This window comes from Pseudoalteromonas sp. MMG005, from assembly GCF_018101015.1.
Taxonomy (GTDB): Bacteria; Pseudomonadota; Gammaproteobacteria; order Enterobacterales; family Alteromonadaceae; genus Pseudoalteromonas; species Pseudoalteromonas aurantia.
In genome coordinates this window covers 23,473-49,393 of record NZ_JAGJEK010000025.1, presented here as the reverse complement: position 1 = coordinate 49,393, position 25,921 = coordinate 23,473, and the positions used below count along the sequence as shown (strand labels likewise).

23 protein-coding genes are annotated in these 25,921 nt (G+C 40.7%); 14 read left to right on the top strand and 9 right to left on the bottom strand.

Annotated elements, in window-relative coordinates; all coding sequences use genetic code 11:
* Positions 1 to 7 precede the first annotated feature (7 nt).
* The 5 genes from kdsA to rlmM are packed head-to-tail and all read left to right on the top strand — an operon-like array spanning position 8 to position 3,886.
* The gene (gene kdsA / locus J8M01_RS18955; RefSeq protein WP_211058963.1) at positions 8 to 862 is read left to right on the top strand and encodes a 3-deoxy-8-phosphooctulonate synthase; all 855 of its coding nucleotides are present in this window, start codon (positions 8 to 10) and stop codon (positions 860 to 862) included.
* A gap of 51 nt (positions 863 to 913) precedes the next feature.
* Positions 914 to 1,807 (top strand): transcriptional regulator GcvA, encoded by an 894-nt coding sequence (locus J8M01_RS18950; protein WP_192508198.1) that lies wholly within the window; start codon positions 914 to 916, stop codon positions 1,805 to 1,807.
* A gap of 2 nt (positions 1,808 to 1,809) precedes the next feature.
* On the top strand, positions 1,810 to 2,439 hold the full coding sequence (locus J8M01_RS18945) for an alpha/beta family hydrolase (protein WP_211058962.1): 630 nt from the start codon (positions 1,810 to 1,812) through the stop codon (positions 2,437 to 2,439).
* Entirely contained in the window at positions 2,432 to 2,800 is a 369-nt protein-coding gene (locus J8M01_RS18940; protein WP_211058961.1) for a DUF423 domain-containing protein, read from the top strand. Before J8M01_RS18945 ends, J8M01_RS18940 begins: the two co-directional genes overlap by 8 nt.
* A 12-nt stretch (positions 2,801 to 2,812) precedes the next feature.
* On the top strand, positions 2,813 to 3,886 hold the full coding sequence (gene rlmM, locus J8M01_RS18935) for a 23S rRNA (cytidine(2498)-2'-O)-methyltransferase RlmM (protein ID WP_192508195.1): 1,074 nt from the start codon (positions 2,813 to 2,815) through the stop codon (positions 3,884 to 3,886).
* A gap of 68 nt (positions 3,887 to 3,954) precedes the next feature.
* On the opposite strand, the gene J8M01_RS18930 is transcribed toward rlmM, so the two are convergent.
* Both J8M01_RS18930 and cysZ read right to left on the bottom strand, forming a co-directional pair.
* Positions 3,955 to 5,259 (bottom strand): glycerophosphodiester phosphodiesterase family protein, encoded by a 1,305-nt coding sequence (locus tag J8M01_RS18930; protein WP_211058960.1) that lies wholly within the window; start codon positions 5,257 to 5,259, stop codon positions 3,955 to 3,957.
* 112 nt (positions 5,260 to 5,371) lie between these two features.
* The gene (cysZ, locus tag J8M01_RS18925) at positions 5,372 to 6,097 is read right to left on the bottom strand and encodes a sulfate transporter CysZ (protein ID WP_211050866.1); all 726 of its coding nucleotides are present in this window, start codon (positions 6,095 to 6,097) and stop codon (positions 5,372 to 5,374) included.
* Between the two features lie 623 nt (positions 6,098 to 6,720).
* Between cysZ and J8M01_RS18920 the strand changes: the two genes are divergently transcribed.
* A complete protein-coding gene (locus J8M01_RS18920; RefSeq protein ID WP_211058959.1) occupies positions 6,721 to 7,311 on the top strand; it encodes a hypothetical protein in 591 nt (196 codons plus the stop codon).
* A gap of 111 nt (positions 7,312 to 7,422) precedes the next feature.
* On the opposite strand, the gene J8M01_RS18915 is transcribed toward J8M01_RS18920, so the two are convergent.
* Entirely contained in the window at positions 7,423 to 7,719 is a 297-nt protein-coding gene (locus J8M01_RS18915; RefSeq protein WP_210998352.1) for a hypothetical protein, read from the bottom strand.
* A gap of 437 nt (positions 7,720 to 8,156) precedes the next feature.
* Between J8M01_RS18915 and J8M01_RS18910 the strand changes: the two genes are divergently transcribed.
* On the top strand, positions 8,157 to 8,864 hold the full coding sequence (locus tag J8M01_RS18910) for a response regulator transcription factor (protein WP_210998351.1): 708 nt from the start codon (positions 8,157 to 8,159) through the stop codon (positions 8,862 to 8,864).
* Here the strand turns inward: J8M01_RS18910 and J8M01_RS18905 are convergent.
* The 5 genes from J8M01_RS18905 to J8M01_RS18885 all read right to left on the bottom strand — a co-directional run bounded on the left by J8M01_RS18905 (position 8,857) and on the right by J8M01_RS18885 (position 12,530).
* Positions 8,857 to 9,651: a CsgG/HfaB family protein gene (locus J8M01_RS18905; protein WP_210998350.1), complete on the bottom strand. Its 795-nt coding sequence runs from the start codon at positions 9,649 to 9,651 to the stop codon at positions 8,857 to 8,859. The genes J8M01_RS18910 and J8M01_RS18905 overlap by 8 nt on opposite strands.
* Positions 9,648 to 10,061: a curli assembly protein CsgF gene (locus tag J8M01_RS18900; protein WP_210998349.1), complete on the bottom strand. Its 414-nt coding sequence runs from the start codon at positions 10,059 to 10,061 to the stop codon at positions 9,648 to 9,650. Before J8M01_RS18900 ends, J8M01_RS18905 begins: the two co-directional genes overlap by 4 nt.
* A gap of 1 nt (position 10,062) precedes the next feature.
* Complete coding sequence (locus J8M01_RS18895) at positions 10,063 to 10,446, bottom strand: CsgE family curli-type amyloid fiber assembly protein (RefSeq protein ID WP_192508187.1); 384 nt, start codon at positions 10,444 to 10,446, stop codon at positions 10,063 to 10,065.
* 65 nt (positions 10,447 to 10,511) lie between these two features.
* Positions 10,512 to 12,026 carry a curlin gene (locus tag J8M01_RS18890; RefSeq protein ID WP_192508186.1) on the bottom strand — a complete coding sequence of 505 codons (1,515 nt, stop codon included), beginning with the start codon at positions 12,024 to 12,026 and terminating at the stop codon, positions 10,512 to 10,514.
* Between the two features lie 24 nt (positions 12,027 to 12,050).
* The gene (locus J8M01_RS18885; protein WP_210998347.1) at positions 12,051 to 12,530 is read right to left on the bottom strand and encodes a curlin subunit CsgB; all 480 of its coding nucleotides are present in this window, start codon (positions 12,528 to 12,530) and stop codon (positions 12,051 to 12,053) included.
* A 497-nt stretch (positions 12,531 to 13,027) separates the two neighbouring features.
* Between J8M01_RS18885 and J8M01_RS18880 the strand changes: the two genes are divergently transcribed.
* From J8M01_RS18880 to msrB, 7 genes are all read left to right on the top strand, one after another.
* On the top strand, positions 13,028 to 15,547 hold the full coding sequence (locus tag J8M01_RS18880) for a S8 family serine peptidase (RefSeq protein ID WP_210998346.1): 2,520 nt from the start codon (positions 13,028 to 13,030) through the stop codon (positions 15,545 to 15,547).
* A 148-nt stretch (positions 15,548 to 15,695) separates the two neighbouring features.
* Entirely contained in the window at positions 15,696 to 16,427 is a 732-nt protein-coding gene (locus J8M01_RS18875; protein ID WP_211058958.1) for an RNA methyltransferase, read from the top strand.
* Between the two features lie 49 nt (positions 16,428 to 16,476).
* Positions 16,477 to 19,869, top strand: a complete 3,393-nt coding sequence (locus J8M01_RS18870; protein ID WP_211058957.1) for an AAA family ATPase — start codon at positions 16,477 to 16,479, stop codon at positions 19,867 to 19,869.
* A gap of 17 nt (positions 19,870 to 19,886) precedes the next feature.
* Complete coding sequence (zipA, locus tag J8M01_RS18865; protein WP_211050884.1) at positions 19,887 to 20,618, top strand: cell division protein ZipA; 732 nt, start codon at positions 19,887 to 19,889, stop codon at positions 20,616 to 20,618.
* An 85-nt stretch (positions 20,619 to 20,703) separates the two neighbouring features.
* The gene (gene ligA, locus J8M01_RS18860) at positions 20,704 to 22,722 is read left to right on the top strand and encodes an NAD-dependent DNA ligase LigA (RefSeq protein ID WP_211058956.1); all 2,019 of its coding nucleotides are present in this window, start codon (positions 20,704 to 20,706) and stop codon (positions 22,720 to 22,722) included.
* Positions 22,723 to 22,791: 69 nt separating this feature from the next.
* Positions 22,792 to 23,274, top strand: a complete 483-nt coding sequence (locus tag J8M01_RS18855) for a DUF2919 domain-containing protein (protein WP_192508179.1) — start codon at positions 22,792 to 22,794, stop codon at positions 23,272 to 23,274.
* 554 nt (positions 23,275 to 23,828) lie between these two features.
* Positions 23,829 to 24,275, top strand: a complete 447-nt coding sequence (gene msrB / locus J8M01_RS18850) for a peptide-methionine (R)-S-oxide reductase MsrB (RefSeq protein WP_211058955.1) — start codon at positions 23,829 to 23,831, stop codon at positions 24,273 to 24,275.
* On the opposite strand, the gene J8M01_RS18845 is transcribed toward msrB, so the two are convergent.
* Positions 24,272 to 25,906: a tetratricopeptide repeat-containing response regulator gene (locus tag J8M01_RS18845; RefSeq protein ID WP_211058954.1), complete on the bottom strand. Its 1,635-nt coding sequence runs from the start codon at positions 25,904 to 25,906 to the stop codon at positions 24,272 to 24,274. The two genes, msrB and J8M01_RS18845, sit on opposite strands and share 4 nt — an antisense overlap.
* Positions 25,907 to 25,921 lie beyond the last annotated feature (15 nt).

Sequence of the window (25,921 nt, the reverse complement as noted above, 5' to 3'; positions counted from 1 at the left end):
AAAGAGTATGAATACGCAATTAATTAAGGTCGCCAATGTTGAAGTGGCGAATGACAAACCGTTTGTATTGTTTGGTGGTATGAATGTGCTAGAGTCTCGCGATTTAGCGATGACCATCGCAGAACACTATGCTGAAGTGACAACGAAGTTAAATATTCCTTATGTGTTTAAGGCGTCTTTTGATAAAGCGAATCGTTCTTCAATTAACTCATATCGAGGGCCTGGAATGGACGAAGGGCTTAAAATATTTGAAGAAATTAAGCGAACTTTCAATGTACCTCTAATCACAGATGTTCATGAACCTCATCAAGCTGCACCTGTGGCAGAAGTTGTCGATATCATCCAATTACCAGCGTTTTTAGCACGTCAAACTGATTTGGTTGTGGCTATGGCTAAAACTGACGCGGTTATTAATGTGAAAAAGCCGCAGTTCTTAGCACCCCGTGAAATGCGTCATATCATTACCAAGCTAAATGAGGCAGGCAACGATAAAATTATTTTGTGTGAGCGTGGCAGTAGCTTTGGTTACAATAACTTAGTTGTCGATATGCTAGGTATGGATGACATGAAGCATATGGCGCCTGTTATTTTTGATGCAACTCATGCATTACAGCGCCCAGGTGCGCGTGAGGATTCAGCTGATGGTCGCAGAACTCAAGCCGCAGAGCTTGCTCGCAGTGGCATGGCTTTGGGTTTAGCAGGATTGTTTATTGAAGCACACCCAAACCCAAATGAGGCAAAGTGTGATGGACCATGTGCATTACCATTAGCAAAACTTGAAGGGTATTTGAAGCAGATGAAAGCAGTTGATGAGTTGGTGAAAAGCTTCCCTGCTTTAGACACAAGCGCAGCTGATTTATAATAATAATCATGGCAGCTCTATGAGCTGCTTTTTAACGAAGGCATCGCATTCATGTCGAGACGACTTCCCCCACTAAATGCTCTTAAGGCCTTTGAAGCTGCGGCAAGACACTTGAGTTTCACTAAAGCAGCAGAAGAGTTATTTGTTACGCAGGCCGCTGTAAGCCATCAAATTAAAATATTAGAAGAGCACTTAGGTTTAAAGTTATTTTTAAGAAAAAACCGCTCCTTGTTATTAACAGAAGAAGGTCAAGGCTATTTTCTGGATATTAAGGAAATATTTTCTCAGCTTATAGACTCAACAGAAAAACTGCTTGCGCGAGGGGCTAAAGGCTCGATTACAGTGAGTTTAACACCAAGTTTCGCTATTCAATGGTTAGTACCTAGATTAAGTCAGTTTAATGAATTACACCCTGAAATAGATGTACGGATTAAGGCTCAAGATCATGATGAAAACTCACTAACTGATGATGTAGATGTCGCAATATACTATGGTCGAGGTCATTGGAGTGGTGTGCAAACTCATAAGTTACATACTGAATACTTAGTGCCTTTGTGTAGTCCATTGCTGCTAAGTGGTCCAAAACCTTTAGATCAAGCGAGTGATTTAGAGCATCATACGTTATTACACGATATGACTCGACGAGCTTGGAAGGCGTGGACGAAAACGGCGGGTGTCCGTAATGTTCAAGTAAATCAAGGCCCGATATTTAGTCATTCATCTATGGTATTGCAAGCAGCCATACATGGACAAGGTGTGGCGCTGGGCAACAGTGTGCTGGCTAAGCCTGATTTAGATGCTGGACGGCTAATTATTCCTTTTAGCCATAGTCTTGAAAGTAAGAATGCGTACTATTTAGTGCTCAGAGAATCCCAAGCGGAGCTTGGGAAAATTGTATCATTTAAAGACTGGATGTTGAGTATGGTTGAGCAGGAACAAATATAACGATGATTGAGTGGTTTAAATCGCAGCAACCAGCAATAGCGCAGCTTATTTTTGCACACGGAGCGGGTGCGGGCTCCGATTCCGAGTTTATGCAAACGATGGCCAAGCACTTGTGCGCGCATCATATTCAGGTTGGGCTATTTAACTTTGAATATATGCAATTGGCAAAACAATTGGAAAAGCGTCGACCACCTGACAGGGCACCGAAGCTACTAGCCTACTATGAAAAGGTTCTGACGCATATAACGCCGGGTATACCTTTGTTCCTTGGTGGTAAGTCAATGGGCGGGCGTATGGCATCCATGTTGGCGGTACAAACAGCACAACCTGTGCGAGGTGTAATAGCGATGGGTTACCCATTTCACCCACCTGGAAAGCCAGAAAAATTAAGGACTGAGCATTTTACGCAAATAGAATGCCCGTTTCTAATTTTGCAGGGGGAGAGAGACACATTTGGTATGTATGAAGAAGTACAAGCGATGGGACTTGTGGAGCCTATTCAATTATGCTGGTTTGCAGATGGCGATCATTCTTTAAAGCCTCGTAAAAAAAGTGGATTCAGTGAAGAGTCACATTTATTGAAAGCGGCTAAAGAGACTGCCGATTTTATTAAAGGAGTGATCCATGATTAAATTATATTTGCTGGCTGGTGGTATTTTCTGTCTGCTGTCAGTCGCATTGGGTGCATTTGCAGCGCATGGCTTGAAACACTATGTGAGCGAATACTCAATTGGCGTTTTTAAAACAGCGGCAGAGTATCAAATGACGCATGGTTTGGCACTGGTTGCGGTTGCTATGCTGCTTCGGTGGGGGGTGAGTGTGTCTGCAGCAGGTTGGTTCTTTATAGTAGGTATAGTATTATTCAGTGGAAGTTTATACTTACTATCGATAACAGGCTTGAAATGGCTAGGGCCAATAACCCCAATAGGTGGGTTGTGTTTTTTGGCTGGTTGGTCTGTATTGATTTATAAAATCGCGAAACATTCATTTTAAAAGAGAGCACAAATGTCAAGTGTCGTTATTTATTGCCGCAGTGGGTTTGAAAGTGATGCCGCTGCAGAAATTAACCATCATGCCGCATTGCAAGCTGTCGCCGGATATGTAAAAGCGAAGCCGAATACAGGTTATGTTATTTTTGAATGTTTTGACCCCCAACAAGCAGAGCTACTTGTAAAAAAAGTAGACTTCAAAAGTTTAGTCTTTGCTCGTCAATGGTTTGCCGGTGTGTTGCTGAATAATATGCCAGTTGAAGACCGTGTTAGTGAGATTAAAGCCGTTGTGGGCGATTTTCCGCTTTGTGGTGATTTACGAGTTGAAACTCCAGACACAAATAGTGGTAAAGAACTTTCCAAATTCTGCAAGAAATTCTCAACACCATTAGCCAAGAGTTTAGAAAAGCAAAATAAATTAACACGTGATCACAAACCAACAAAGCCAGTGTTACATGTATTGTTTTTAAGCAATGATACTGCGTATGTAGGTTATTCGTTTAGCTCGAATAACTCGCCATTTTTTATGGGGATACCACGTTTGCGTATGCCAAGTGATGCACCAAGCCGATCAACATTAAAGCTAGATGAGGCATTTAATGTGTTTATTGGCAAAAGTGAGAGCGAAGGGCGAGTTGAGCCTGGAATGCGCGCGGTTGATTTAGGCGCTTGTCCTGGTGGGTGGACGTACCAATTAGTACGTAGAGGCATGTTTGTTACCGCAATTGATAATGGGCCAATGAATGATGCATTAATGGAGTCTGGCCAAGTTAAGCATTACACAGTTGATGGTTTCAAATACTTGCCGGAAAAGAAAAATGTGACTTGGTTAGTATGCGATATGATAGAAAAACCGCTTAAAGTCGCTAACTTGATGTTAGATTGGATAGTCAATGGGTATGCAAAAGAGTTGATATTTAACCTTAAATTACCCATGAAAAAGCGTTTTGACACTGTGTATGAATGCTTAACGCTTATTCATGAAGAGCTGGCTGAGTACGGCGTTGATTATCGTTTACAAGCAAAGCACTTGTATCATGATCGAGAAGAAATAACCGTTCATATTCAAGTAAAGAAGCTATCCAAATAAGTTTGGTGATGAACTCACTCAGAACATAACGGCGACAGCGATACTGTTATGTTCTGACATATATACGTCTACTGGCTTTGTTTTATACCCATACAACTTGCGTAGTAAGTTGTCGTTGCTGGCCAATCACTGAATACGCCAATAACCCCCACTTGCTGCGCGAGCACATCAAGTAGTATCAGCGCATCATCATCGCTGTTTATCGCATCTTTGATAGATTGATAGTACCAACCACCGCCATGTTCAAGCGACGCCGAACGCTCTAATGTCCATGTGATTATTTTTAATCCGGCTTGCTTAGCAGCGATAGCGTAATCAGAAGGAACAATTTGGTTATTATTATCTAGTGTTACGAGCACCCATAATGGTGGAGCGATGATTTTTACCCCTTCATCAACAAGCTGTGTCATGCTTGGTTGCCAGGTTTGTGCATTAGGTGGGTTGAAGCCAGCGCTATTATAGCGGTCATCTAAAAATACAGCTTGCTGTGCAAATTCAGGTTCATGCTCTAGCCAGTATTTTACATCTTCTAAATTGAATGATTGCGGAAAGACTTGGCTGGCGGGTACATCTGCAGCATGATACTCATCTAACATTTTTTGGGCATACATTTTTTGGGTCATGCCATTGAATGGCATTGCAACACTTGCTGACTTAAGTTCAGGTGTCATTTTCACATTTAAAGACTTAAATAATTCAATACTTTCTCTGTGGGTTAATAGGGTCCCTTGAGTTGCGTATAAATCAGTACGCCAATTTGCAGTGCCATTGAGGTAGTCATTGATCGTTGTTGCTTGGCTATTTGCACTATCCATTTTAGCTGAAAGTTGTTTGAACTCAGACAGAGTGATATCTGACGTACAGCACATTGCAGAAGCAAGACTCTGAGTGGTTGGATCTGCGGGTGTAAACGGTTGAGTGCACTTTTCAGCAAGTTCAGGGATAGTAAGAATATTGGTCGTCGTATGCAAATCACATTGAGAGTGACGACACACCAGGGCCTTATCTTTGGTAAATGTAACGTCACACTCTACAATACCAGCTCCCATTTTGGCCGCTGCGATGTAAGACTCTTTAGTATGTTCAGGAAATTGCAAAGGCGCACCACGGTGGCCGATAGAAAAATCGGTTTTATAAAATGGTCCATTACTACATGCATCAAGCTTACTTTTTAGTACTCCGCTAGAAAGCTGGTTTACTAAAAATTGTGGCCGGGCTCCAACTTGGACATTATTTATCATTGTTGTGGGTTTATTATTATTTTCGATGTGCGGAGTACTTACAGTTACTTTCTCAGTGCTAATAGTATCGTTATCACTGGCACAGCCCGCGAGTACGATAGTAGATACTGCGAATATCATTCTAATAGGCATAGTTGTCACTCTTTGATAATTTATGCAAATAAATTATAGGTTTAAAGTGACAAGTTGATGAGGGATAGATGACAATTGAATTGACATCATACCGGTGCCAGTTCAAGGGGGGTTAACGATAGTTAACTCGATAATTATCAACCCATAATCGTGTTGCCCCACACACAGCGACAGGCATGACAATTAAGTTGATAAATGGAATAGAAGTTAAAATAAAAACAGCAAAACCAAATCCGTATGAAAGACCCTGTTTACTTTTTAAGTCAGCTTTCATTTGTTTAAAATGGATTTTGTGGTTATCGAAAGGGTAATCGTTGTATTGTACGTTGTACATCCAACAGGTAAATAATATCCATAAAATCTGGCCAAAAATAGGCAGAATCCACAGGAGAATAAAAAAGCCGAGGGCACGTGGTATATAGTAACAAAGTTTGGTCCACTCGCGCGCGAACATTCGTGGAACATCTTTAAATGTATCCGCTAGGTTGTCATCATTTACTGGCTGTCCAGTCAAATGTAATTCAACTTTTTCACTCAATAAGCCGTTAAAGGGGGCCGCAATAAAGTTAGTAATAACAGTAAATATCATGGAGTAGCTGAACAATATGACTAATATTGCAATAGGCCACATGAGCCACTCTAGCCAGGTTAACCAATTTGGTAATAGAGTATTTAGATAATTAAACCCGTCGACGAGCCAATCGTATAGGAAAAATAATGAACTACCAAAGAGTAAAATATTAATTAGCAGAGGAATAAAAACAAAGCGCTTTAGACCTTTTTGCGTAATTAAAGAAAAGCCGGAAAAAAAGTATTCCATACCTTGGGCTAACTGCACTTGACACCTCAATGAAAGTTTAAGAGATATATTTGTCGCCAAGTATATCTTAGTCAATGTATGAAGTATGCCTAATTAAGTAACAAACTGTTGCAGGAATCGGGGTTTAGGGCTGTAGGTTTTGTCTTAATATTATGAAATTAATGTTTTTATTTGTTTTTCTATATTCTGCTACGTCATCAAAGCGAGATTTATTGATGGTAGAGGCTTGTTTATCACGAGTGATGACCATACACTATTCTACAAGGTTGAAAGTCATTTATATTTGAGCTTGGAGCTTTATAAACGTGCAGTTTCCTAGGTGGTTTATTATATCTGTGTTGTGTGTATTGTTATGTTTAATAGCAAACGCACCGCTTGGTTATGCGTCCACTGAATTAAGTTATCAGCAACAGCTTATTATTTTTGACGAATCCAATCAGAGCGAGATTGAGCCAGATGAATTCACGGCTTCAGAACTTTTGCAACCCAACCATGTTCAATATCCTGAGTGTGATAAGTCGTGCTTAGTAACACAGAGTTTTGATAAGCATACGATTTATATAATACGAGCACCGCCTACAATTTAAGCAAAAAACATAATTCATTTTTGTTGTCAGCTTAAATTATTAATAGGCGGTAGTATGTCAGTTTATACTTCAATTAACACTCAAAGTTTATCTAAATATGACCAAGTTGATTGGTTGTTACATAATGACGCTCAGTTGTCATTAGACAGTCCTGCATTTCAGGCTATGCATTGCTTCAACGTAATACCAGCGCAAGTGATCGAAGGAAGTATTAATTTAAATGAGGCTGCGCTCATTTTAGATAAAACGCATATACGTACGAGTTTTGTTATTGATCAGCAAAGCTTAATACAAGGTATGATTTCAAGAGCGCGTTTATCCAGTCGTCACATATTAAAAATAGCAACTAAGTTAAGACTCAAACGTCACGAGCTTACAGTATCTCAAGTCATGATCACTTTGCCACAATTACATAGCATATCAAGCCATATTGTCACTCAGTTACAAATTGGTGATATTTTAAAGACGATGGAAAGTGCAGGTCATGAATATTTATTAGTAACCGATGAAGAGAATGGTCAGCTTTGTGGATATTTTGACTTAATTAATTTGTCAAAAATGATCAAACGACCATTAAATCAAGCAAAGCAGGCAAACACTTTTAGTGAAATTGTTGACTCTTTGTGGCACCACACTGAAATATAACGTATTTCCAACCATAGGGCGTGCAGTCGTGCCAGATGGTTAGATTGTCCAAAAGTAATGTAAATTAAAGAAAAGCCAAGGCGCCGTTAGGCGCCTTTTTCATGATTGTAACTATCGGGAAAACATAACTTGCCATCGTTTAGCGTACCAAATGAACATAGGTACTTGTAATATGATAAACGTCAGTAAGGTGAACCAAAACCAGTTTACATTAAATGCGAGTAAGGTGAAGTTAAGAGTTGTGTTCATGAAGCTTGTTCCAATTACAAGCAGCGATACACTGAGTGCCATTACATCTTGCATCAATATCTTACGTAAACAATTACCAGCAAAGCTTGGGTTCAGTAATCCATAGGCAATGACCAGCACTATCATATTTAGTGTGAGCACCGCGAACTCAATACCCATTAAATTTATGCCTTTTATAATTAGTGATTATTCAAACAAGCTATCGACCTATAAAGTGAATACTTTAGAAAAATCATGATTTATTTTTAGCAAAAGTCAGTATCAAGAAAAGAAACTGAATGATAACAAGAGTAGATGTACCTTTTTGTACGGAAGAGTGAATGGTTTTGTTAAAATAAATCGATAAAATGTTTGCTGTCAACATAAGTTTTTTTGCTTTTTTTTGCTTTTTATTGAGTGCTCTTGATGGTGTTTTTATGTCATATAAATATGTTTTATATGCTTTTAATTTTTGTTTTGGTATTTATTATTGCATTTGATAAACTATTTTGTAATAAAACATAATATTTACATATATGTTTTTTTTGTGTAGTTTAATTCTAATCGGAACAGAAACAAGTTCATCGGGTGCTTGTGGAAAATGAAAAGGTAATCACATGGGAAAAGCTGCGCGTTTGGCTACAATTGTTACGGCACAGCAAACGGTAAAAGAGCAGAGTAATTTATATTATTTACGAAGTATTTTACTCATGCTGGAAGTTGAGTGTGTTTTTTCATTGAATCTTGATATGGCTATTGAGCAAGTCTCAGATGACAATATTCATGATGTCGTGTTTATTGATATGGTTGGGGTTAAATGGAATGAGTATATCCCTGCAAATATAAGTGCACTTGCAAAACGAAACTCTATTGTATTAGTAAATGTAAAAGAGACAGCAGTGTCTGAAAGGAGCGCATTGCTGGCGGGTATTAAAGGTGTGATTTATGATACTGATACGCCTGATGTACAGCTAAAAAGTATCCGTTCTATTATCGATGGTGAGTTGTGGTTTCGTCGAAGCATAATTAGTAGCACATTCTCTGAGTTGTTATCGGAACATTTACAAACAAAAAATATAACACCTGCTGCAGAGATTGATGAAACGCAATATAACTTAACTAAGCGTGAGAAAACAATTATTAAGCTGATTGCAGAAGGGGCTCAGAATAAGGAAATAGCCAACAAATTGCATATTAGTGATCATACGGTAAAAACACACTTATACAGTGCTTTTAAGAAGACAAAATCGCGTAATCGCATCGAGTTACTTAATTGGGCCAGACAGTTTTTCCCCGATGCGTTAACTCGTTACCATACTAACTGAGTTTTTTAGGTGACCAAATTCCTTTTTTAATACCACTTTGAATTAAGTTTACCAGCGCTTTTTCAATCGCCTGCTTTACACAAATATGCATAGGTTCGTTATTTGTGTAGCCGGCTTCAGCTTCGGCTAAGCGCTTATAACTAACGAAACGGAAAAATCCAGCTCTAACCTCATGGCTCAACACCGTTTTGGTTGTTGCAACTGATGTGAGAACAACTCCAGTTCTTACGTCAACAGCACGCATATAGATAGAAATAACATCTTCTCGGTATAATTCAGAAGTGCTTATACCAAAATATTCGGCCCCTAGACCGCCGGTTTTTGTGTTGGAATCGTAACTAATAATACCACCTTCAATCAGTATTTTTGCTGTTTTCAGTGGAGGAAGTTTATTCTTTGTGCCTGTATTGCTGTCTTGCGCAGCTCGTATTATTTTTCGCTCTGTTAGGATATTTTGTAAACCTTCTCGCTCAACAGGTATAAACCAATCTGTTTCATTGAGTGCTTGTACTAATATAGCTGAAGCACCTTGTGTTACAGCCGTCGAAAATGAGCTTACATTAGCAATTGGCTTATATTGACCTGTTTGATCTCGAAATGAGTAGACCGATACAGGGATACTCCCCATCGGTTTTGGTAGCGTTTGCAATTCGGAGAACGTATCTGTTTGTTCTAATGTTTGGGCTATTTTAATATCTGGGGGAAGCACTTGCGATATGTTTGAACAGGCTACAGTGTACCCTAATAGTATAGTCATCATTATTATTTTTATTGTGTACTTTATCATGGGTTAAACCTAGGTACTTCGATGGTCACAACTTCACCATCAATTAAATTAGTGATCTGTACAGTGATACTGTCAGAGTTGCTGGTGATCATCTTAATTTCGTAGTCACCACTTATAAAAGTTGAGTCTTGTCCGAATACATTATCAGCTGGGTTTTCACCAAATGCGAGGTCAGTGAGCTCTCGAACGATTTTATTGATGTATGAACGTTCTAATGACTCTTGTAATCGTTCCGCATACGTCTTTTCTGTTGTATGAGCTTTATGCTTATTCTGAGATTGTGCCTTATTCATGAGCATGCTGGCATTGAGAGGGCTGCCGCCAAAGCTCGGGTTTATTGGTGTATAGACCAATTCACTTGCCAGTAAGTGTGGTGAGATGAATAGGGTAGTAATGAGTATTTTTTTCATATTAAAGACCGCTGCTTGCCATGTCTTGGTTAAATTCACTGAAGTTGTTTGATGCGATGAGGTTGACCAGCGTAATGGCTGCCTGCTCGACTTGTTCATCAATCGGTTTGAGTCGTCTCCCCATAAATGTTTGATAAACAATTTTGTTATTGAGCTCAACTTTTAAAACAGTCCCAGCACGAGGAATTAAAGTTTCTTTTATAACAACACTTGCACCTGATGTATTGGGGATATCTTGCCACAACATGCTTAATTGATAATAAAACTCGTATCCAGATCGGCTAATGCTTTGATCTAATAAAAAACCACCAATATCTTCTTGTGCACGAATGGAATTGGAAGTAGAAATAATTATGAAAAAGAAAATTTTCAGTACTGCATTCATAATAATGACTCTTAAGTTGTATGAAAGCAGTACGGGAGCTGCCCGCACTGCCTTGTCATACTCTATTACTTTTGTGTTACTGTCGTTGTATTAAAGTCGCCAACTTGCGTAATTGAAACATCGCCATTTAATTGAGACATACCACCTTCGACAAGGTTACCAGTACCCGTTTGGTTGATTGTTAAGCTCAGCTCATTGCCAGCCAATAGGAATGCCCCGCCATCGATACCTGAGACCATGTTCATGTCTCCAATTTGTGCAATGTCAATGCTATTACCTGTGCCTTCAAGCATTAAGTCTATGGCATTTAGGCCACCATCTTGTACAAATGTAACTGTGTTGTCGTTACTTGCAATTACACTACTAAGTGTAACGCTCACGTCATTCTCACTGCCTGTTTGCGTTACATCAATAGTGTTGTTAGACGTTTCTAATGATGTATCAGGGTAAGAGGTTTGGATTGTTGCGTGGTTTAAATCCCCACCAGTTTGAGCAATCGAGAATGTGTTATTTGAGCCATTAAAATTTGCGATATGGCTATTGTTTTCGTTGCCATCTTGCATCGTTGAGAAGGTATTATTATCACCAATAACACCTAAATAGGCTTTGTTATCATCGCCTTTTTGTCGAACATCAAAGTCATTGTCGTTACCTTGTATATCCAACTCTAGCGTATTGGTATTACCAACTTGATTTGCAACAACTTCGTTATCATTGCCTTCAAATAAGCCACTTGTTAGCGTATTGTTATCGCCATTTTGTTCAAGCGATAGGTTATTATCATCTCCTGTTACAGCTGCAAACTCTAACTTATTGCTATCGCCAATTTGTTCAACTTTAATGTCATTGTCGTCACCAACAATGGCTTCAACGGTTAGACGGTTTCGGTCGCCTTCTTGTTCAAATTCAATTTCGTTTTCGTGTCCTTCTAGGCTATCAACCGTTGCAACATTCCAAAACCCATCTTGCTCGACATCAATTTCATTATCATCGCCTTGAATGCTATTTAAATGAACCTCGCCCCATTCGCCATTTTGGGTAACGTTAATTTCATTTTCGTTACCTTGTAAGTCTCTCACAAATGTCCAATGACCACCGTCGCCTTGTTCAATGCTAAGTTTGTTGTCAGTACCGTTGATATTAGTGATTACTTGACTACCAATGTTACCCAAACCCGCTAAGCCGTCTTGAGTAATCGCAAGCATATTCGCGTCACCAGTAATATTGATTTGTGTTTTAGCATCACTGCCATTTTGATTATTGGCAAGGTGGTTATCGTTACCAGTGATGGTGGTCGTTTGTAAGTTATTGTCACCGGCTTGTACACTGCTCAGCTGGTTATCGTCACCGGTGACAGTAATTTGTGCACCATTGACAGTACCTGTTTGTGTTACAGAAACGGCATTACCTATCGAAGGGTTAGTAGACGTTTGACTGATCTCCACTTTATTTTGTTGTGCATTTGCCATAAAGTCTGAGTGAATTGTATTGCCTGTGTCTTTTGAATCAGCAGCAAGTGCTGCATTACCATAACCAAGAGCAAGCGCAATGGCACATGTAATGAGTGATTTTTTTAGCATAGTAATATCCTGTTCTATATTGAATTATTTTGTAACGCTGACGTTCACTATCATATCGTTACCTTGCTGATGGATAACGAATGCGTGTTCGCCTAATTGCGTTAGGTTGACGATATTTGCATCACCTTCTTGTATAATTACAGCAGAGTTATTACTGCCTTGCTGTAGTAAGTTGATGGTGTTATTTGATCCTACTTGTGTAATGTTTGCGAGGTTGTATGTCCCAAGCTGTAATACATTCACGGAGTTCAAATCGTCACTAGATTGATATATTGTTGCTTTATTAAATGTACCGTTTTGTTGAACTAGCGCACTGGTGTGTTGAGCCCTAGCTAAAAAAGACGGGTGTATGCTTATTGATAGTGGAGATTCTTGTAAGTCATGGCTATTGGCACTGATTTTTAACGATACAAAAAACAAATACAATACACAAAGAGCAACACACTTTTGCATTGGCAAGAGTAATTGTTGATGTGCATTGTCCTTTGAGTTTTTTGTTAACATTTTATTTTTCGTGTGTTCACTTATGACCTGAACTCACTGTAATAAAGCAGTAACCTATAATATATAGGTAATTTTATTGAATTATTTATTGTTTTAAATCAATTGATTGGTGTTTTTTGTGTTGAGTTTTTAAATTTTCAGTCAAAAAGGATGGCTTTTTTGGCATGATAGCTAAGAAGTAGACTCATACTATTTTGTTAAAAAAATGTATTTTTTAAATGTGCTAATCAGTTTTTACTGTTTTTCATATTTACGCTTGCAGCATCAATTTTTTTAATGTTATCTATTAGTCGTTGCTTATTTTATTGCTTGTTGTAAGGCGTGCTGACCTTACACGTGATAGCACTCTGTTTTTTACAGGTGTTCGCGAAAACGAGTATGTTATTGATATTGAGAGATCCGAAAACGAGTGTGACGAACACTAAAATTAATTTAAATAATATTTAAATGGTGGGCAAAACCATTTTGAGTATTATGAGAAAATACTGGATCTAACAATGAAATTAAAACTATCTGCTTTGACGCTTGCGTTACTACCGTGTTTTTCGCAAGCTGCTATCAACGTTGTAACTGATACTGAACATTCAAGTGCAACAAATGACTCTGTTATTGTTGTATTTAAAGAAAGTGCAACCAAAGCGCAAAGGTTGGCCGCTCGTCAATTAGTCAGCGCAAAAATTACCGATGTAAATAAAGACGAAATAGACGACGGCTACAAGCACGTCTTAAAAGGTCGCTTAGCTGAATTTAAACTAGATAAAAAGAATCCAAAAGCCGTTATAAAGGCACTTTCTGAACATGAAGCAGTGCAGTATGTTGAGCCAAATTACCGACTAACAATTCAAGGTACTCCAGATGACCCTAAGTTTTCTGAACTTTGGGGCCTTCATAATACAGGTCAAACAGGCGGTACAGCTGATGCAGATATTGATGCCGTAGAGGCATGGGATATTTCAGTGGGTAGTCGTGATGTTGTGGTAGGGGTTATTGATACCGGTGTTGATCATACTCACCCAGACCTCACTGCCAATATGTGGATCAATCCAAATGAGATAGCTGGAGACGGTATTGACAATGATAACAACGGTTATATTGATGACATGCATGGGATCAATGCGATAACAGATGTAGGTGACCCTATGGATGACCAAGGCCATGGTACACATGTATCGGGTACGATTGGTGCGGTTGGTAACGATGGCGTAGGTGTTGTTGGTGTAAATCAACAGGTATCCATAGTTGGTTGTAAATTCTTAGATGCGTCAGGCAGTGGTTCATCAGCAAATGCAATAAAATGTATCGATTATTTAGTGGGCTTAAGAAATGCTGGTGTTGACGTCAGAGTCTCTAATAATAGCTGGGGCGGCGGTGGTTTTAGCCAAGCAATGTCAGATGCATTAACCAGTTCAGAAGAAGCGGGCATTTTATTCGTAGCAGCAGCAGGTAATAGCGCGGTTGATAATGATACTAACCCACACTACCCATCAAGCTATGAGCATGCATCAATATTGTCAATTGCCAGCACAACACATACTGATGCTATGTCGAGCTTCTCGCAATGGGGCTTGACCAGTGTTGATTTAGGTGCACCTGGCTCAGCGATTGTGTCAACAGTCCCTGGCGGTGGTTATGATAGTTACTCTGGTACTTCCATGGCTACTCCACATGTTGCTGGCGCTGCAGCATTAGCGTTATCTGTTAACCCTGATTTAACGACCGCAGAGTTAAAAGAGTTACTCATGAACTCTGGTGATGATAATGCAGCTCTAAACGGAAAGACCGTGTCAGGCAAACGCTTGAATGTCGCAACCGCGTTGGAAGAAGCTGATCCAACGCCAGGCTTTAGACTATCAGCAACACCAGTATCGCAAGAAATTACTGCGGGTGAAACAGCTTCTTATACTTTTGAAGTTGCGTCAGTTGCAGGATGGAGTGGTGATATTAGCTTGGCTGTAACAAGTGATTTAGCCGGGGCTGTGTTATCAACAAGCACAGTGCAGCCAGGCGGCTCATTCACATTAACAGCGCCAACAACAGCGGACACTCAATGGGGCAGCTACTCATTTACTGTTGAAGCAACCAGTGGTGATTTACGTAAAGACAGTCAATTATCTTTATATGTAAACCCTCAAGGATTAACTGAGTTTGATTATAGTAATAATGAGAAAGTTGATATTCCAGATAATGATCCTACAGGTGCATCTTCTATCATCAATGTGTCAGACGAAGTAACCATATTTGGTTCAGACACATTAGTTGATATATCACATACTTATATTGGTGACTTGGTTGTTACGCTAACCTCACCAGCAGGAACTACCGCAACATTACATAATAAAGCAGGCGGTGGCGCGGACGATATCAATCAATCCTTTGCATCAAGTGCATTTAATGGTGAAGTTGCACAAGGTGATTGGACACTAAAAGTGGTCGATACGTATGCTGAAGATACTGGGTCAATTAATCAGTGGGCATTAACACTGACAGGTCTTGGTGAAGTAGGTCCAAGAGCCCCTGAAGCAGATTTCTTACCTGTTGTAGATTCGTTACAAGTCAGCTTTTTTGACGGTAGCCGAGATGCAAATGATGACATTTCGACTTGGGCATGGGATTTCGGTGATGGCAATACATCATCAGAACAAAACCCTGTACATGTCTATGGCGCAACGGGTTTATATCCAGTGACGTTAACCGTAACAGATGCCACGGGATTGACTGATTCAAGATCTATGGATGTGGTGGTTGCCGGTGATTCAGATACTGCACCAGAGCTCAAAGTAAAGCGTGCAAACAAAACAAGATTGGGTTTTGCTCGTATCGAATTATCATATCAAGGCGCGGCGACATCAACCGTTGATGTTTACCGTGATGGCGAGCTACTGGCGACGACTTTGAACACCGGCGCGTATCGTGATTTCATTCGTCGCGCTACACAAAGTCAATATGTATATAAAGTATGTACATCAGTTAACTCTGTAGACATTTGTTCTGAAGAAGTGACTGTTACTTTTAATTAATCACTCCCCAAGGTACAAAATAAGGCTCATATGAGCCTTATTTTTTTGGGAAATGGATCAACCACTGTTTCGCCTTTTCAATACAAAGAGATATTCGCAATCTTCTTTACCTCAGGTATAATCTTCGTCACTCAACACTGAGGTGGCTATGATCTCTAAGAACCAATCCAAACTCTTGCGTGCTTTAGCGCAAAAAAAATACCGCAAACAGCATCAACTATATTTAGTTCAAGGAGAAAAGAATGTCCTTGAATTACTAGATGCAGGTCTAAAAATTGAACAACTATTTGCAACGGCAGAGTTTTTGTCTAGCTATCAACTAAAGTTGCAGGGCGTTAAGGTAACAGAAGCGGATAGTGAAAGTTTAACAAAAGTAAGTACGTTAGTGAGTAATAGTGCAGCAATTGCTGTGGTGCCGTTTCCAAAGGGGAGTGAGATAGATACCTCAGGTATGGTTTTGGCTTTAGACGGTGTATCAGATCCTGGCAATCTGGGGACGATTATTCGTGTTGCTGATTGGTACGGATTAAAGCAAATTATTGTCAGTGAAGATTGTGCCGATCATCTAAACCCAAAAGTGATCAGTGCAACGATGGGCTCTTTTGTTCGCATTAATGTGGTGCGTTGTGATTTAACTGAATTTTTAGCGTCTTACTCGGGTGCTATATATGGCGCGTATTTAAATGGCGAAAATGTACATAAAACGGTGTTTTCCACTCAGGGGGTACTCGTGATGGGAAGCGAATCGCACGGTATCCGAGAGCCCGTAAGTAAGTACATAAATACACCTATAACCATCCCTGCGTTCGGTGTTGCGGAATCTCTTAATGTGGCAATGGCGACAGGTATTATTTTAGATAATATCAAACGTCACCAATAACTATGTTTTTGTTTGTACATATTCATATTAATGAGTAGCTAATTAGTATATGCGCTTAAGTAGTATTAAACTTGCGGGCTTTAAGTCTTTCGTTGAACCCACGAAAATTTCATTTGTTGATCAAATGACCTGTGTTGTTGGTCCCAATGGCTGTGGAAAGTCGAATGTTATTGATGCCGTACGATGGGTACTTGGTGAAAGCTCGGCGAAGAATTTGCGTGGTGATGCGATGACTGATGTAATTTTCAACGGCTCAACGAATCGAAAGCCTATATCGCAAGCGTCAGTTGAGCTCATGTTTGATAACGCACAAGGTCGTTTACCAGGAACCCTGGCCGACCGAAGCAAGGTGTCTATTAAACGACTCGTAACGCGAGACGGTCAATCACTTTACTTTCTTAATGGCAGTAAATGTCGAAAACGTGATATCACGGATATTTTTCTTGGTACTGGCCTTGGGCCTCGTAGTTATGCCATTATTGAGCAAGGCATGATTTCGCGGCTGATCGAGAGTAAACCACAAGAGTTGCGTACTTTTTTAGAGGAAGCGGCTGGGGTATCAAAATATAAAGAGCGCCGGCGTGAAACTCAAACTCGAATTAAAAGTACCAGAGAAAATTTAGAACGTCTACTCGATGTCCGGAAAGAGTTGCAATTACAGCTAGATAGGCTTGCAATACAAGCAAAAGACGCACAATCATACCGTACACTTAAACAGCAAGAACGCACTTATAAAGGGCAACTTGCGGTGCTTAAATGGCAAAATTTTCACGAAAAACAGCAACAAAAATTACACCATATAGAAAAGGTACGCTCAGAAATCGATTTTTTGAATGTTGCGCATAGTGGGCATAATGATATTTTGGCAACCCTTGATACCCAAATTGCGCAGCTTACAGATAGTGCAGCTGAACAACGTCAGAGCCTGCATAAAACACATACTAGTTTGACTAAAGCAGAACAACAAAAAATACATTTTATAGACAAATCTCGCGGCTTACAGGCGCAAATAGATAAACACCGTAAAAGTGTCATAGAAGAGCGTGCGCAGCTAGAAATCAATCAAGCTGATATTGTCGTGCTAGATGGGGCGTTACAAGACTGTGTAAACAGTGTGCTTGCATCACATACTCAATTAGAAGAGTTGGAAGTATATTGCCAGCAGATAATGCAAGAGTTTCAGAGCGTTGAAGCGCACCAACAGCAGTTGGCCGACGAAGTAGCACGTGCGCAATCATCTCATATTAAAGCGGAGCAGCAGTATACACAATGCCAGCAGCATGAAAAGCATACAGCAGAAAAGTATCGCGAATGTGAAGTGCAATTACAAGTTTTAGGGCAAGAAGATCCAAGTAAAAAGCTCACCGATGTGCAACATGAATTAGCAGCGAAAACACGCCAGGTTGCTAGGTTGCAAGCCTCAGTTCAAGACCAGCAAAACATAACAGATACACTGACCGGTAATTTAAATGTGGCTAGACAGGCGTTTGATAGTCACCAACAAAAGAATACAGCTTTGGTTGCAAGTATAGAGGCTCTGACTGGAGTACTAGATCCAGAAAACAGTGAGCCTTATGTTTCTTTACTGAGTGAATTAAGAGTGAAAGCAGGGTTTGAAGTACCAGTGGAAAGGGCATTACTTGGGTTAAATCATTTGAAAGTCACCACATCTGCTGCAGATGATGCTGTGTGGCCTGATGCTTCTGGTGTAATAAGTGGGTCTGTTGCGGAAGTTATTGTAGATGGTGTGTATCCAGCACTATTAAATCACATTCAGTTGTTAGCGCAAGGGGAGTCATTTAATCCCTCACAGTTTTGGGTTTTGGGGGTCGACAGGGCTGGGACCTTATATGGAAAAAATTGGCGTGCGACGCTCAAACACACTGATTCAGATAGCTTGTTGAGCCAACATGCAAAGTTAAGGGCGTTGCAGCAACAAGTACCGCAAGCGGAGTCTCAACTGACTAAGCTGGAAGAGGAAGTGGAGACTTTGATAGCCCAAAGGGCACAAAGCGCTCATGCTGAAGTTGTTAATAAGGAAGAAATACACGCTTTAGCGCAACAAGTTGCAGGATTGCAATCACGCCACGAAATGCTCAAATCAGCCGTGGAACAGTGGCATGAAAGTTATGCTATGCTGGAAAAAAAACAAGCTGAGTTGTCAGGTCAGTTACGTACTGAACAAGCTGCATTAGCCAAACTACAAACAGCATATGAACAATCGCAAGCACGTTTATCACAGCATCAACTGCACATTACAGCTTCTAAAGCCGATTACGAGCTAAAAGCACAATCTCAGCAGCATGCACTGCGCGACAAAGATCGTGCATTAGCGAATGTACACGCACAAACCTTGAAAGAACAGCAAGCTAGAAGTACCCTGCAACTGGCACAATCAAAAGTTGACCATGTGCAAAAAAGTCTTGATGTGGCGCATGAAAGGGCGCAAGGGTTATTGGATGAGCAGCAATTACTTCAGGAGCCTATGCTTGATGTCGATGAGCAAATTGTCAGCTTATTGGCCGAGCAGACAAAACAACAGACTGCTATCGATTCACTGACTGTACAATTACAAGCAGCGAAAACTCAGCTACAACAAAAACAGGTGAGTTTAAAGGGAGCAAGCAGTGAAGTGGCTCGACTTAAAGAGTTATTGCAAAAGCACCAGCTAGAGGAACAAGGGTTGGCGATTAAAGCACAAGCGGCGTTAGAGCCCCTTGAGGCATTAGATCAAGACTTGCAAAAAGTACAGGCCAACTTATTTGATGGCGCACATATTTCGGGTTTACAAACTATGTTAAACCAGACGGTTTCTTCATTAAATGAACTTGGTGCGGTTAATTTAGCCGCCATTACAGAATTTGATGAGGCTGCGCAGAGGAAAACTTATTTGGATGATCAACTGGATGATTTAACATCGGCACTGAAGACATTAGAGAATGCAATCCGCAAAATAGATAAAGAGACGAAAATACGATTTAGAACCACATTTGACCAAATAAATGATGACTTAAAAGAGTTATTTCCTAAAGTTTTTGGCGGAGGTAGTGCATACTTAGAACTGACAAGTGATGACTTATTAGAAAGTGGCGTCAGTATCATGGCGAGGCCACCAGGAAAGAAAAACTCCACAATTCATTTGCTAAGTGGTGGAGAAAAAGCGCTGACCGCATTATCATTGGTATTTTCTATATTTAGACTGAATCCAGCACCTTTTTGTATGTTAGATGAAGTTGATGCACCGCTAGATGATGCCAATGTTGGACGCTTTTGTCGTTTAGTGGAGGAAATGTCACATTCGGTGCAATTTATATACATCAGTCATAATAAAATAGCGATGGAAATGGCTGGTAGGCTGACGGGGGTAACTATGGCGGAACCTGGTGTTTCGAGAATGGTTGCCGTTGACGTAGAACAAGCAGTGCAGATGGCACAAGCATGAGAATAAAAAGGTGAGCAATGGCCACAGAATTGAGATGGGCGCTAATCGTGATCAGCGCGTTAGTAATTGGTGGATTACTGATCCATGGTTTATGGTCTGTTCGTAAAAAGGAACAGCCACAAGAACAGCAACGAGAAAAAGAGCCTGAACCTGTGCAAACAGACTCTTTGCGAAATAATGATGAGCCTGACATGGGTGAAATGAATTTTGCGGCTGTTGATGAGGGAACTGTCATAAATAGCTCTGAAGAAGATACGAATGAGCACTCTCAAAATGTGTCAACAGACAGTGAGACTGAAACGCCAACGACAGGCGCTGCAGAGCACTCATCACAAGAACCAAGTGATTTTATTATATTGCATATAGCGATGCCTGAAGGGCTAACAATGGCTGGTTCTCGTTTGTTACCAACAGTACTGAGTTTGGGTTTTAAGTATTCAGACGAAGGCTTTTTTAATCGTCATGTAGAGCCATCAGGTAATGGGCCAGTGCTATTTCGTTTAGTTAATATGTTTAACCCAGGCACATTCGATATAGACAATATGGAACAGTTTGGTACTGCGGGTGTGAGCTTATTTATGACGCTGCCATGTGAGGGTGATAGTTTAGCCGCTTTTAACATGTTGCATGGTGCGGCTAAAAAGTTAGCTGATGAGTTTGGCGCGACAGTGTTAGATAGCAATCGAGAGCCCTTGTCTGTGAACGCCGTGCGTGCCTACGTAGAAAAAGTACGTGAATACGCTGCATAGTTAAAGTTTAGGCGCCATCGCCGTTTTTATAAGCCACGAGCTGCAGCCGCGCACACTCGTGGCTTTTGTTTTTCCAGAGGTTGAGATGTCAGAGTCAATTAATAAACAAATTCAGTTATTAAAGCAGCAATTAGAGGAACATAATTATCAGTATTATGTGCTAGACAACCCTTCTATTCCCGATGCTGAGTATGATCGTATGATGCGTGAACTAATGGCATTAGAGCAAGCTCACCCTGAGTATCTCACTCCAGATTCACCTTCACAAAAAGTAGGCGGTGAAGCACTTGGTAAGTTTGAGCAAGTTAATCATCAGGTGCCTATGTTATCGTTAGATAATGCATTTGATGAAACAGAGTTCAGCGCATTTAACCGTCGCATCAAAGAGCGATTGCTTGAAAGTAAAGAGTTAGAGTTTTGTTGTGAACCCAAGTTAGATGGGTTAGCGGTGTCTATTTTGTATCGAAATGGTGCGCTTGTACAAGCCGCCACACGTGGTGATGGGCAAGTAGGTGAGAATATAACGGCGAATGTTAAAACGATACGCAATATTCCACTGCGTTTGCGGGGAGACAATATTCCTGAAGAAGTGGAAGTGCGTGGTGAAGTATTTATGGATAGCGCAGGGTTTGCACGTTTAAATGAAACGGCAGCCGCGAAAGATGAGAAAACGTTTGCAAACCCTAGAAATGCAGCCGCAGGGAGCTTGAGGCAACTCGACTCCAAGGTCACAGCTAAAAGACCTCTGATGATGTACGCTTACTCTATGGGGGTTGTCACTGGGGTTGATTTACCAGAAACGCATTTTTCGCAGCTTGAACAGTTGAAAGCATGGGGACTGCCTATGTGTCCAGAAACAAAGTTGGTTTCTGGAGCACAGTCTGCATTGGCATATTATCAAGATATTATGCAGCGTCGTACAGAGTTACCCTATGAGATTGATGGGGTCGTTATTAAAGTGAATGACAAGGCTTATCAACAGCAATTGGGCTTTGTTGCGCGAGCACCGAGGTGGGCGATTGCATTTAAATTTCCAGCACAGGAAGAAATCACGCAGCTACTTGATGTGGAATTTCAGGTAGGCCGAACGGGGGCAATTACACCCGTCGCACGCCTTGAGCCCGTGTTTGTGGGGGGGGTGACTGTGTCTAACGCGACTTTGCACAACCGTGACGAGGTTGAACGATTAGGCGTTAAAATTGGTGATACTGTCATTGTGCGCAGAGCAGGGGATGTGATCCCACAAGTGACGCAAGTCGTGTTAGAGCGGCGTCCGAATGATGTAAAAGACATTATATTCCCTGATTCATGCCCAGTGTGTAGTTCTCATGTTGAGCGAGTAGAAGGAGAGGCTACAACGCGATGTACCGGTGGTTTAGTATGCCAAGCACAACGAAAGCAAGCCATTAAGCATTTTGCATCGCGCAAAGCGTTAGATATTGATGGCTTAGGGGATAAAATTGTCGAGCAGCTGGTTGACCGAGAGCTGATACATACACCTGCTGATTTGTTCATATTAAAGCAAGGGCATTTTGAATCATTAGAACGTATGGGGCCAAAATCAGCGAAAAATTTGGTGGCTGCGTTAGAGGACGCCAAAACAACGACTTTGGCCAAGTTTCTTTATGCGCTCGGTATTAGGGAAGTCGGTGAGGCAACGGCACAAAATCTTGCCAATCATTACTTAACGCTTGAAAAAGTCTCAGTAGCCACCATTGATAGTTTACAAGAAGTCAGTGATGTGGGCGTTATTGTTGCGCAGCATTTACATGCCTTTTTTAATGAATCGCACAATCAAACCGTCGTGAGTGCGCTTATTGAAGTTGGTGTTAACTGGCCAGACATCGCTGAAAAGTCATCATTAAGTCAACCGCTTGAAGGGCTGACCTATGTGCTGACAGGGACTTTAACTCAGCTAAATCGTAATGATGCTAAAGCACGCTTACAAGCACTCGGTGCGAAAGTGTCAGGCAGTGTTTCTAAAAATACTCATGCGCTCGTTGCAGGTGAAAAGGCGGGGTCTAAATTAACGAAAGCACAAGATTTAGGCATTGATGTGCTTGATGAAGATGCACTTGTTGCATTATTTTCTGAGCACGAATAATTGAAACTGAAGCGTTACCAGTAATGACTCATTAGTCGTGGGCTCCTTGCTGGTGGCCGGAGTGTTGTTATGAAGCAATATGGCCCAGAGTATTGGGATAAATATGGTGTGTATAGAACCCCAATTGGGTTTAATCTTACTCTGTTAGTATTACTACGTGCTTACTTGTTGTGGATTTTTTCTGCGGTAGCTAGGCGGCCTGATTTAGATTTTATGTCACTATTTTTTCAGTCTAAACAACACTTTTTTGTCTCTTTGGCCATTGGTACAATCGCCTTGGTCCCGACGGTCATTTTCTCATTGCGCAGGCCAACAAGTTCGCAAGTGTTGGCTAAATACTGGCGATATATGCGTTGGCCTTTACTCATCACGGCAGCAGCTGACCTAATATGGTTAATTTTGCAAGCATCGCAAAGTTACTATCAATTTTCATTTTATTTAGCGGTGCAGATGGTGATGCTGTTATGGGTGATTTTGTATTTAGTGAAAAGCCGTTATTTGGTCTGTTTTTTCAATGACTGGCCAGAACCCGAAAGTAAATTAAAAACCTAGAGGTCTTATTATACGGGTGTAACGGAGTATATTGATTGTAATAAGGTAGATGGTGAGTCTGTTGATATTGATGTTATGGCTTGGTGGGGCCTATCACAGATGTACAACAGAAGCCGTTTTATGTCGATACGTGCTGTGTGTAACGTGGATCAGGGGGATTTGGCGCTGCACACGCCTAACGAGTTATTTTCAGAGGGCGTGAGGGCAACATTTGACGGCTAAATAGTGCCTTTGTCAGTACTGATCAAAGTATACTCAATGATTTATAGTGCAAAAGCTGAGCACCAGTTACTGCGTAAATATCATAGTGCTGTTTATTGTGTTAGCTCGGCTCAAAAAACAGATATGATTGACTTACGCTCCTAAGAACGGGCTGTGGAAACTCTGGTATTGGGTTTACGCTTGTTTGTTTCATCAGAGGAGCATTATCAGCATTATGATATGACTGATCCGCCCTGACTTTTGTATGACTCGAATTCAGCCGCAGCTTGAGTGTTTAGCAAATGAATTTCCAAATTATTTTAATGATGTATTAATTAACTGAGGTAATAAACATGCTTAAATGGCGCGATATATTAAGATTCAGTAATGAAGGTAACCCAATGCCTTCGCGCAGAGTCGAAAAAACAGCGGCTCAGTGGCAATCTCAATTACCAGAAGAGGTATATTATATTACGCGAAACAAGGGCACGGAACGGCCCTTTAGTGGCGGTAGTTGTACTTTATTTGAGCCTGGTAAATATGGCTGTGCATGTTGTGATAACCTGTTATTTGATGCGCAAGAGAAGTTTGATAGTGGTTCTGGTTGGCCTTCATTTACGCAACCTGCAACTGAAAATGCAATTGCGTATATTGGCGATGACTCACATGCGATGCAACGTATTGAGATCGTATGCAATGTATGTGATGCACATTTAGGGCATGTTTTCCCTGATGGGCCAAAGCCTAGTGGCTTAAGGTACTGTGTTAATGCGCTTTCAATGGTAAAAGTGTCAGATTAATCCACTGATAAGCCCATTTCTTTAAGTTGAGCTATTAGTTTATCCAATCGAGTGATTTGTTCGGGTTCTAATGTACTGCTGCTGTTCAATGTTGAAATGCACTTTTTTGCTAATGTTGAATTGAATGTTTGGCCATTCTTACCCGTGTTATCAAGCAAACATTGTAGGAGGTTAAGGGCAATGCTCGCGTTTTTTGGCATAATCCGAAAAGCTTGTGAAAATGCTTCTAAAGCCATATCAAGGTGGCCACGATTAAATTGATTGACCGCATGGTTGTTTAATTCTTTTGGGCCCATGGTGATATCACGACGTTCACTTTGCTGCTGCTGAATATAGTGCATGGTAATAGGATCACTTACATTATCGTGGCGTTCACAATGTGCCACAATTTGCGCGAACAGCTCTTGAGCTTTGTGGTGGAACCCCAGTTCATGGTACGCCTTCGCTTTATCCAAGGAGGCGTCAACTGAGCGTATGGATGGCTCATCTTCTAATTGCTCAATGAGTTTTCGGGCGTTTCTACTTTCATCTTTTAAATAATGAATACGAGCATTAAGTACATCTATTTGCGCTTGATTATCAGCGTTTGGGAATTGCTTTTTGAGTTCACCCAAATATTGCTGAGTTTGCCGGGTAATACGGCTGATCTGTTCAGTTTGGTCTGTGCTTAAGGCGAAATCGATTCCGGCTCTCACAGTATTTAGGTATATTTCGGGGTTATCATGAATTGAATGCTTAGCGTACTGGGCAATGTCTTTTTGTGCATGATAGCTGCGTTCATAATCGTGGTTTATCAAAGCAATGCGGCTTAGAGACTTTTGTCTATCAATGTTACGGGGGGCAATTTTGGATGCTTCACTTAAGAAGCCCTGAGCCGTTTCAAACTGGCTTAACTTAATTTCTAATCGCCCAAGTAGGTCTAGGGCAATTAAACGTGTCTCAGAGCGCTCAAGCATGGTTTTAAGCATACGCTGAGCAAGCGCATCTTCGTTATTAGCTATAAGTGCTTCGATAAGTCCAATTTTTGCCCATGTAAATTTCTGTACATTCAAGGCAGATTTATAAAATTGTTTTGCATCTTTAACTCGGCCAAGGCGCAGTAATGCTTCCCCTTTGAGTTTTAGTAAAATAGGGCTGTGGGTATGTCCACGCTTATCAAGTTCTGCATCAATGAACCTAACAGCTTTTGAATCATTGCCATCATCAATAAAGGTGTAGATTTTTTTTAAAGATTGTTTACGTTTAAGAACGCGCTCAATCCTACTTCGAAGTTCTTTGATAGTGAATGGTTTTACTAAAAAGTCATCCGGTTGCAATTCAATAACACTGTGGACCAATTCTCCACTGGTTTCGGCGGATACAAAAATAAAGGAAGTGGCATTTCTGACAAGGCGTTTACTTTTTAACTCTTCGTAAAGTTGATAACCATCTTGACGTTTAGTTAAATCAAAAGAGCAAATGACGAGGTCAAATTTATCAATTCGGCAGTGTTCTATCGCGGCTTGTGCATGTTCAGCAAATTTCAGGTTACGAAAATCTAACTGCTCTAGTGAGCGCTTCATATGGCTAAGCGCCAAAGGTTGCTCTTCAACAATTAAGATTTTGGTGTTGATAAATGGCTGAACACTCATGCAAATGAATAACTT

Excerpts from the sequence above, each read along its gene's own strand:
- rlmM (WP_192508195.1), top strand. The coding sequence starts at position 2,813 with ATGTCAAGTGTCGTTATTTATTGCCGCAGTGGGTTTGAAAGTGATGCC.
- zipA (WP_211050884.1), top strand. The coding sequence starts at position 19,887 with ATGGCCACAGAATTGAGATGGGCGCTAATCGTGATCAGCGCGTTAGTA.
- J8M01_RS18930 (WP_211058960.1), bottom strand. The coding sequence starts at position 5,259 with ATGCCTATTAGAATGATATTCGCAGTATCTACTATCGTACTCGCGGGC.
- J8M01_RS18915 (WP_210998352.1), bottom strand. The coding sequence starts at position 7,719 with ATGGGTATTGAGTTCGCGGTGCTCACACTAAATATGATAGTGCTGGTC.
- J8M01_RS18910 (WP_210998351.1), top strand. The coding sequence starts at position 8,157 with ATGGGAAAAGCTGCGCGTTTGGCTACAATTGTTACGGCACAGCAAACG.
- J8M01_RS18880 (WP_210998346.1), top strand. The coding sequence starts at position 13,028 with ATGAAATTAAAACTATCTGCTTTGACGCTTGCGTTACTACCGTGTTTT.
- kdsA (WP_211058963.1), top strand. The coding sequence starts at position 8 with ATGAATACGCAATTAATTAAGGTCGCCAATGTTGAAGTGGCGAATGAC.
- J8M01_RS18905 (WP_210998350.1), bottom strand. The coding sequence starts at position 9,651 with ATGATAAAGTACACAATAAAAATAATAATGATGACTATACTATTAGGG.
- J8M01_RS18845 (WP_211058954.1), bottom strand. The coding sequence starts at position 25,906 with ATGAGTGTTCAGCCATTTATCAACACCAAAATCTTAATTGTTGAAGAG.
- J8M01_RS18940 (WP_211058961.1), top strand. The coding sequence starts at position 2,432 with ATGATTAAATTATATTTGCTGGCTGGTGGTATTTTCTGTCTGCTGTCA.
- J8M01_RS18950 (WP_192508198.1), top strand. The coding sequence starts at position 914 with ATGTCGAGACGACTTCCCCCACTAAATGCTCTTAAGGCCTTTGAAGCT.
- J8M01_RS18945 (WP_211058962.1), top strand. The coding sequence starts at position 1,810 with ATGATTGAGTGGTTTAAATCGCAGCAACCAGCAATAGCGCAGCTTATT.
- J8M01_RS18920 (WP_211058959.1), top strand. The coding sequence starts at position 6,721 with ATGTCAGTTTATACTTCAATTAACACTCAAAGTTTATCTAAATATGAC.
- J8M01_RS18870 (WP_211058957.1), top strand. The coding sequence starts at position 16,477 with ATGCGCTTAAGTAGTATTAAACTTGCGGGCTTTAAGTCTTTCGTTGAA.
- msrB (WP_211058955.1), top strand. The coding sequence starts at position 23,829 with ATGCTTAAATGGCGCGATATATTAAGATTCAGTAATGAAGGTAACCCA.
- J8M01_RS18885 (WP_210998347.1), bottom strand. The coding sequence starts at position 12,530 with ATGTTAACAAAAAACTCAAAGGACAATGCACATCAACAATTACTCTTG.
- J8M01_RS18895 (WP_192508187.1), bottom strand. The coding sequence starts at position 10,446 with ATGAATGCAGTACTGAAAATTTTCTTTTTCATAATTATTTCTACTTCC.
- J8M01_RS18855 (WP_192508179.1), top strand. The coding sequence starts at position 22,792 with ATGAAGCAATATGGCCCAGAGTATTGGGATAAATATGGTGTGTATAGA.
- J8M01_RS18875 (WP_211058958.1), top strand. The coding sequence starts at position 15,696 with ATGATCTCTAAGAACCAATCCAAACTCTTGCGTGCTTTAGCGCAAAAA.
- J8M01_RS18890 (WP_192508186.1), bottom strand. The coding sequence starts at position 12,026 with ATGCTAAAAAAATCACTCATTACATGTGCCATTGCGCTTGCTCTTGGT.
- J8M01_RS18900 (WP_210998349.1), bottom strand. The coding sequence starts at position 10,061 with ATGAAAAAAATACTCATTACTACCCTATTCATCTCACCACACTTACTG.
- ligA (WP_211058956.1), top strand. The coding sequence starts at position 20,704 with ATGTCAGAGTCAATTAATAAACAAATTCAGTTATTAAAGCAGCAATTA.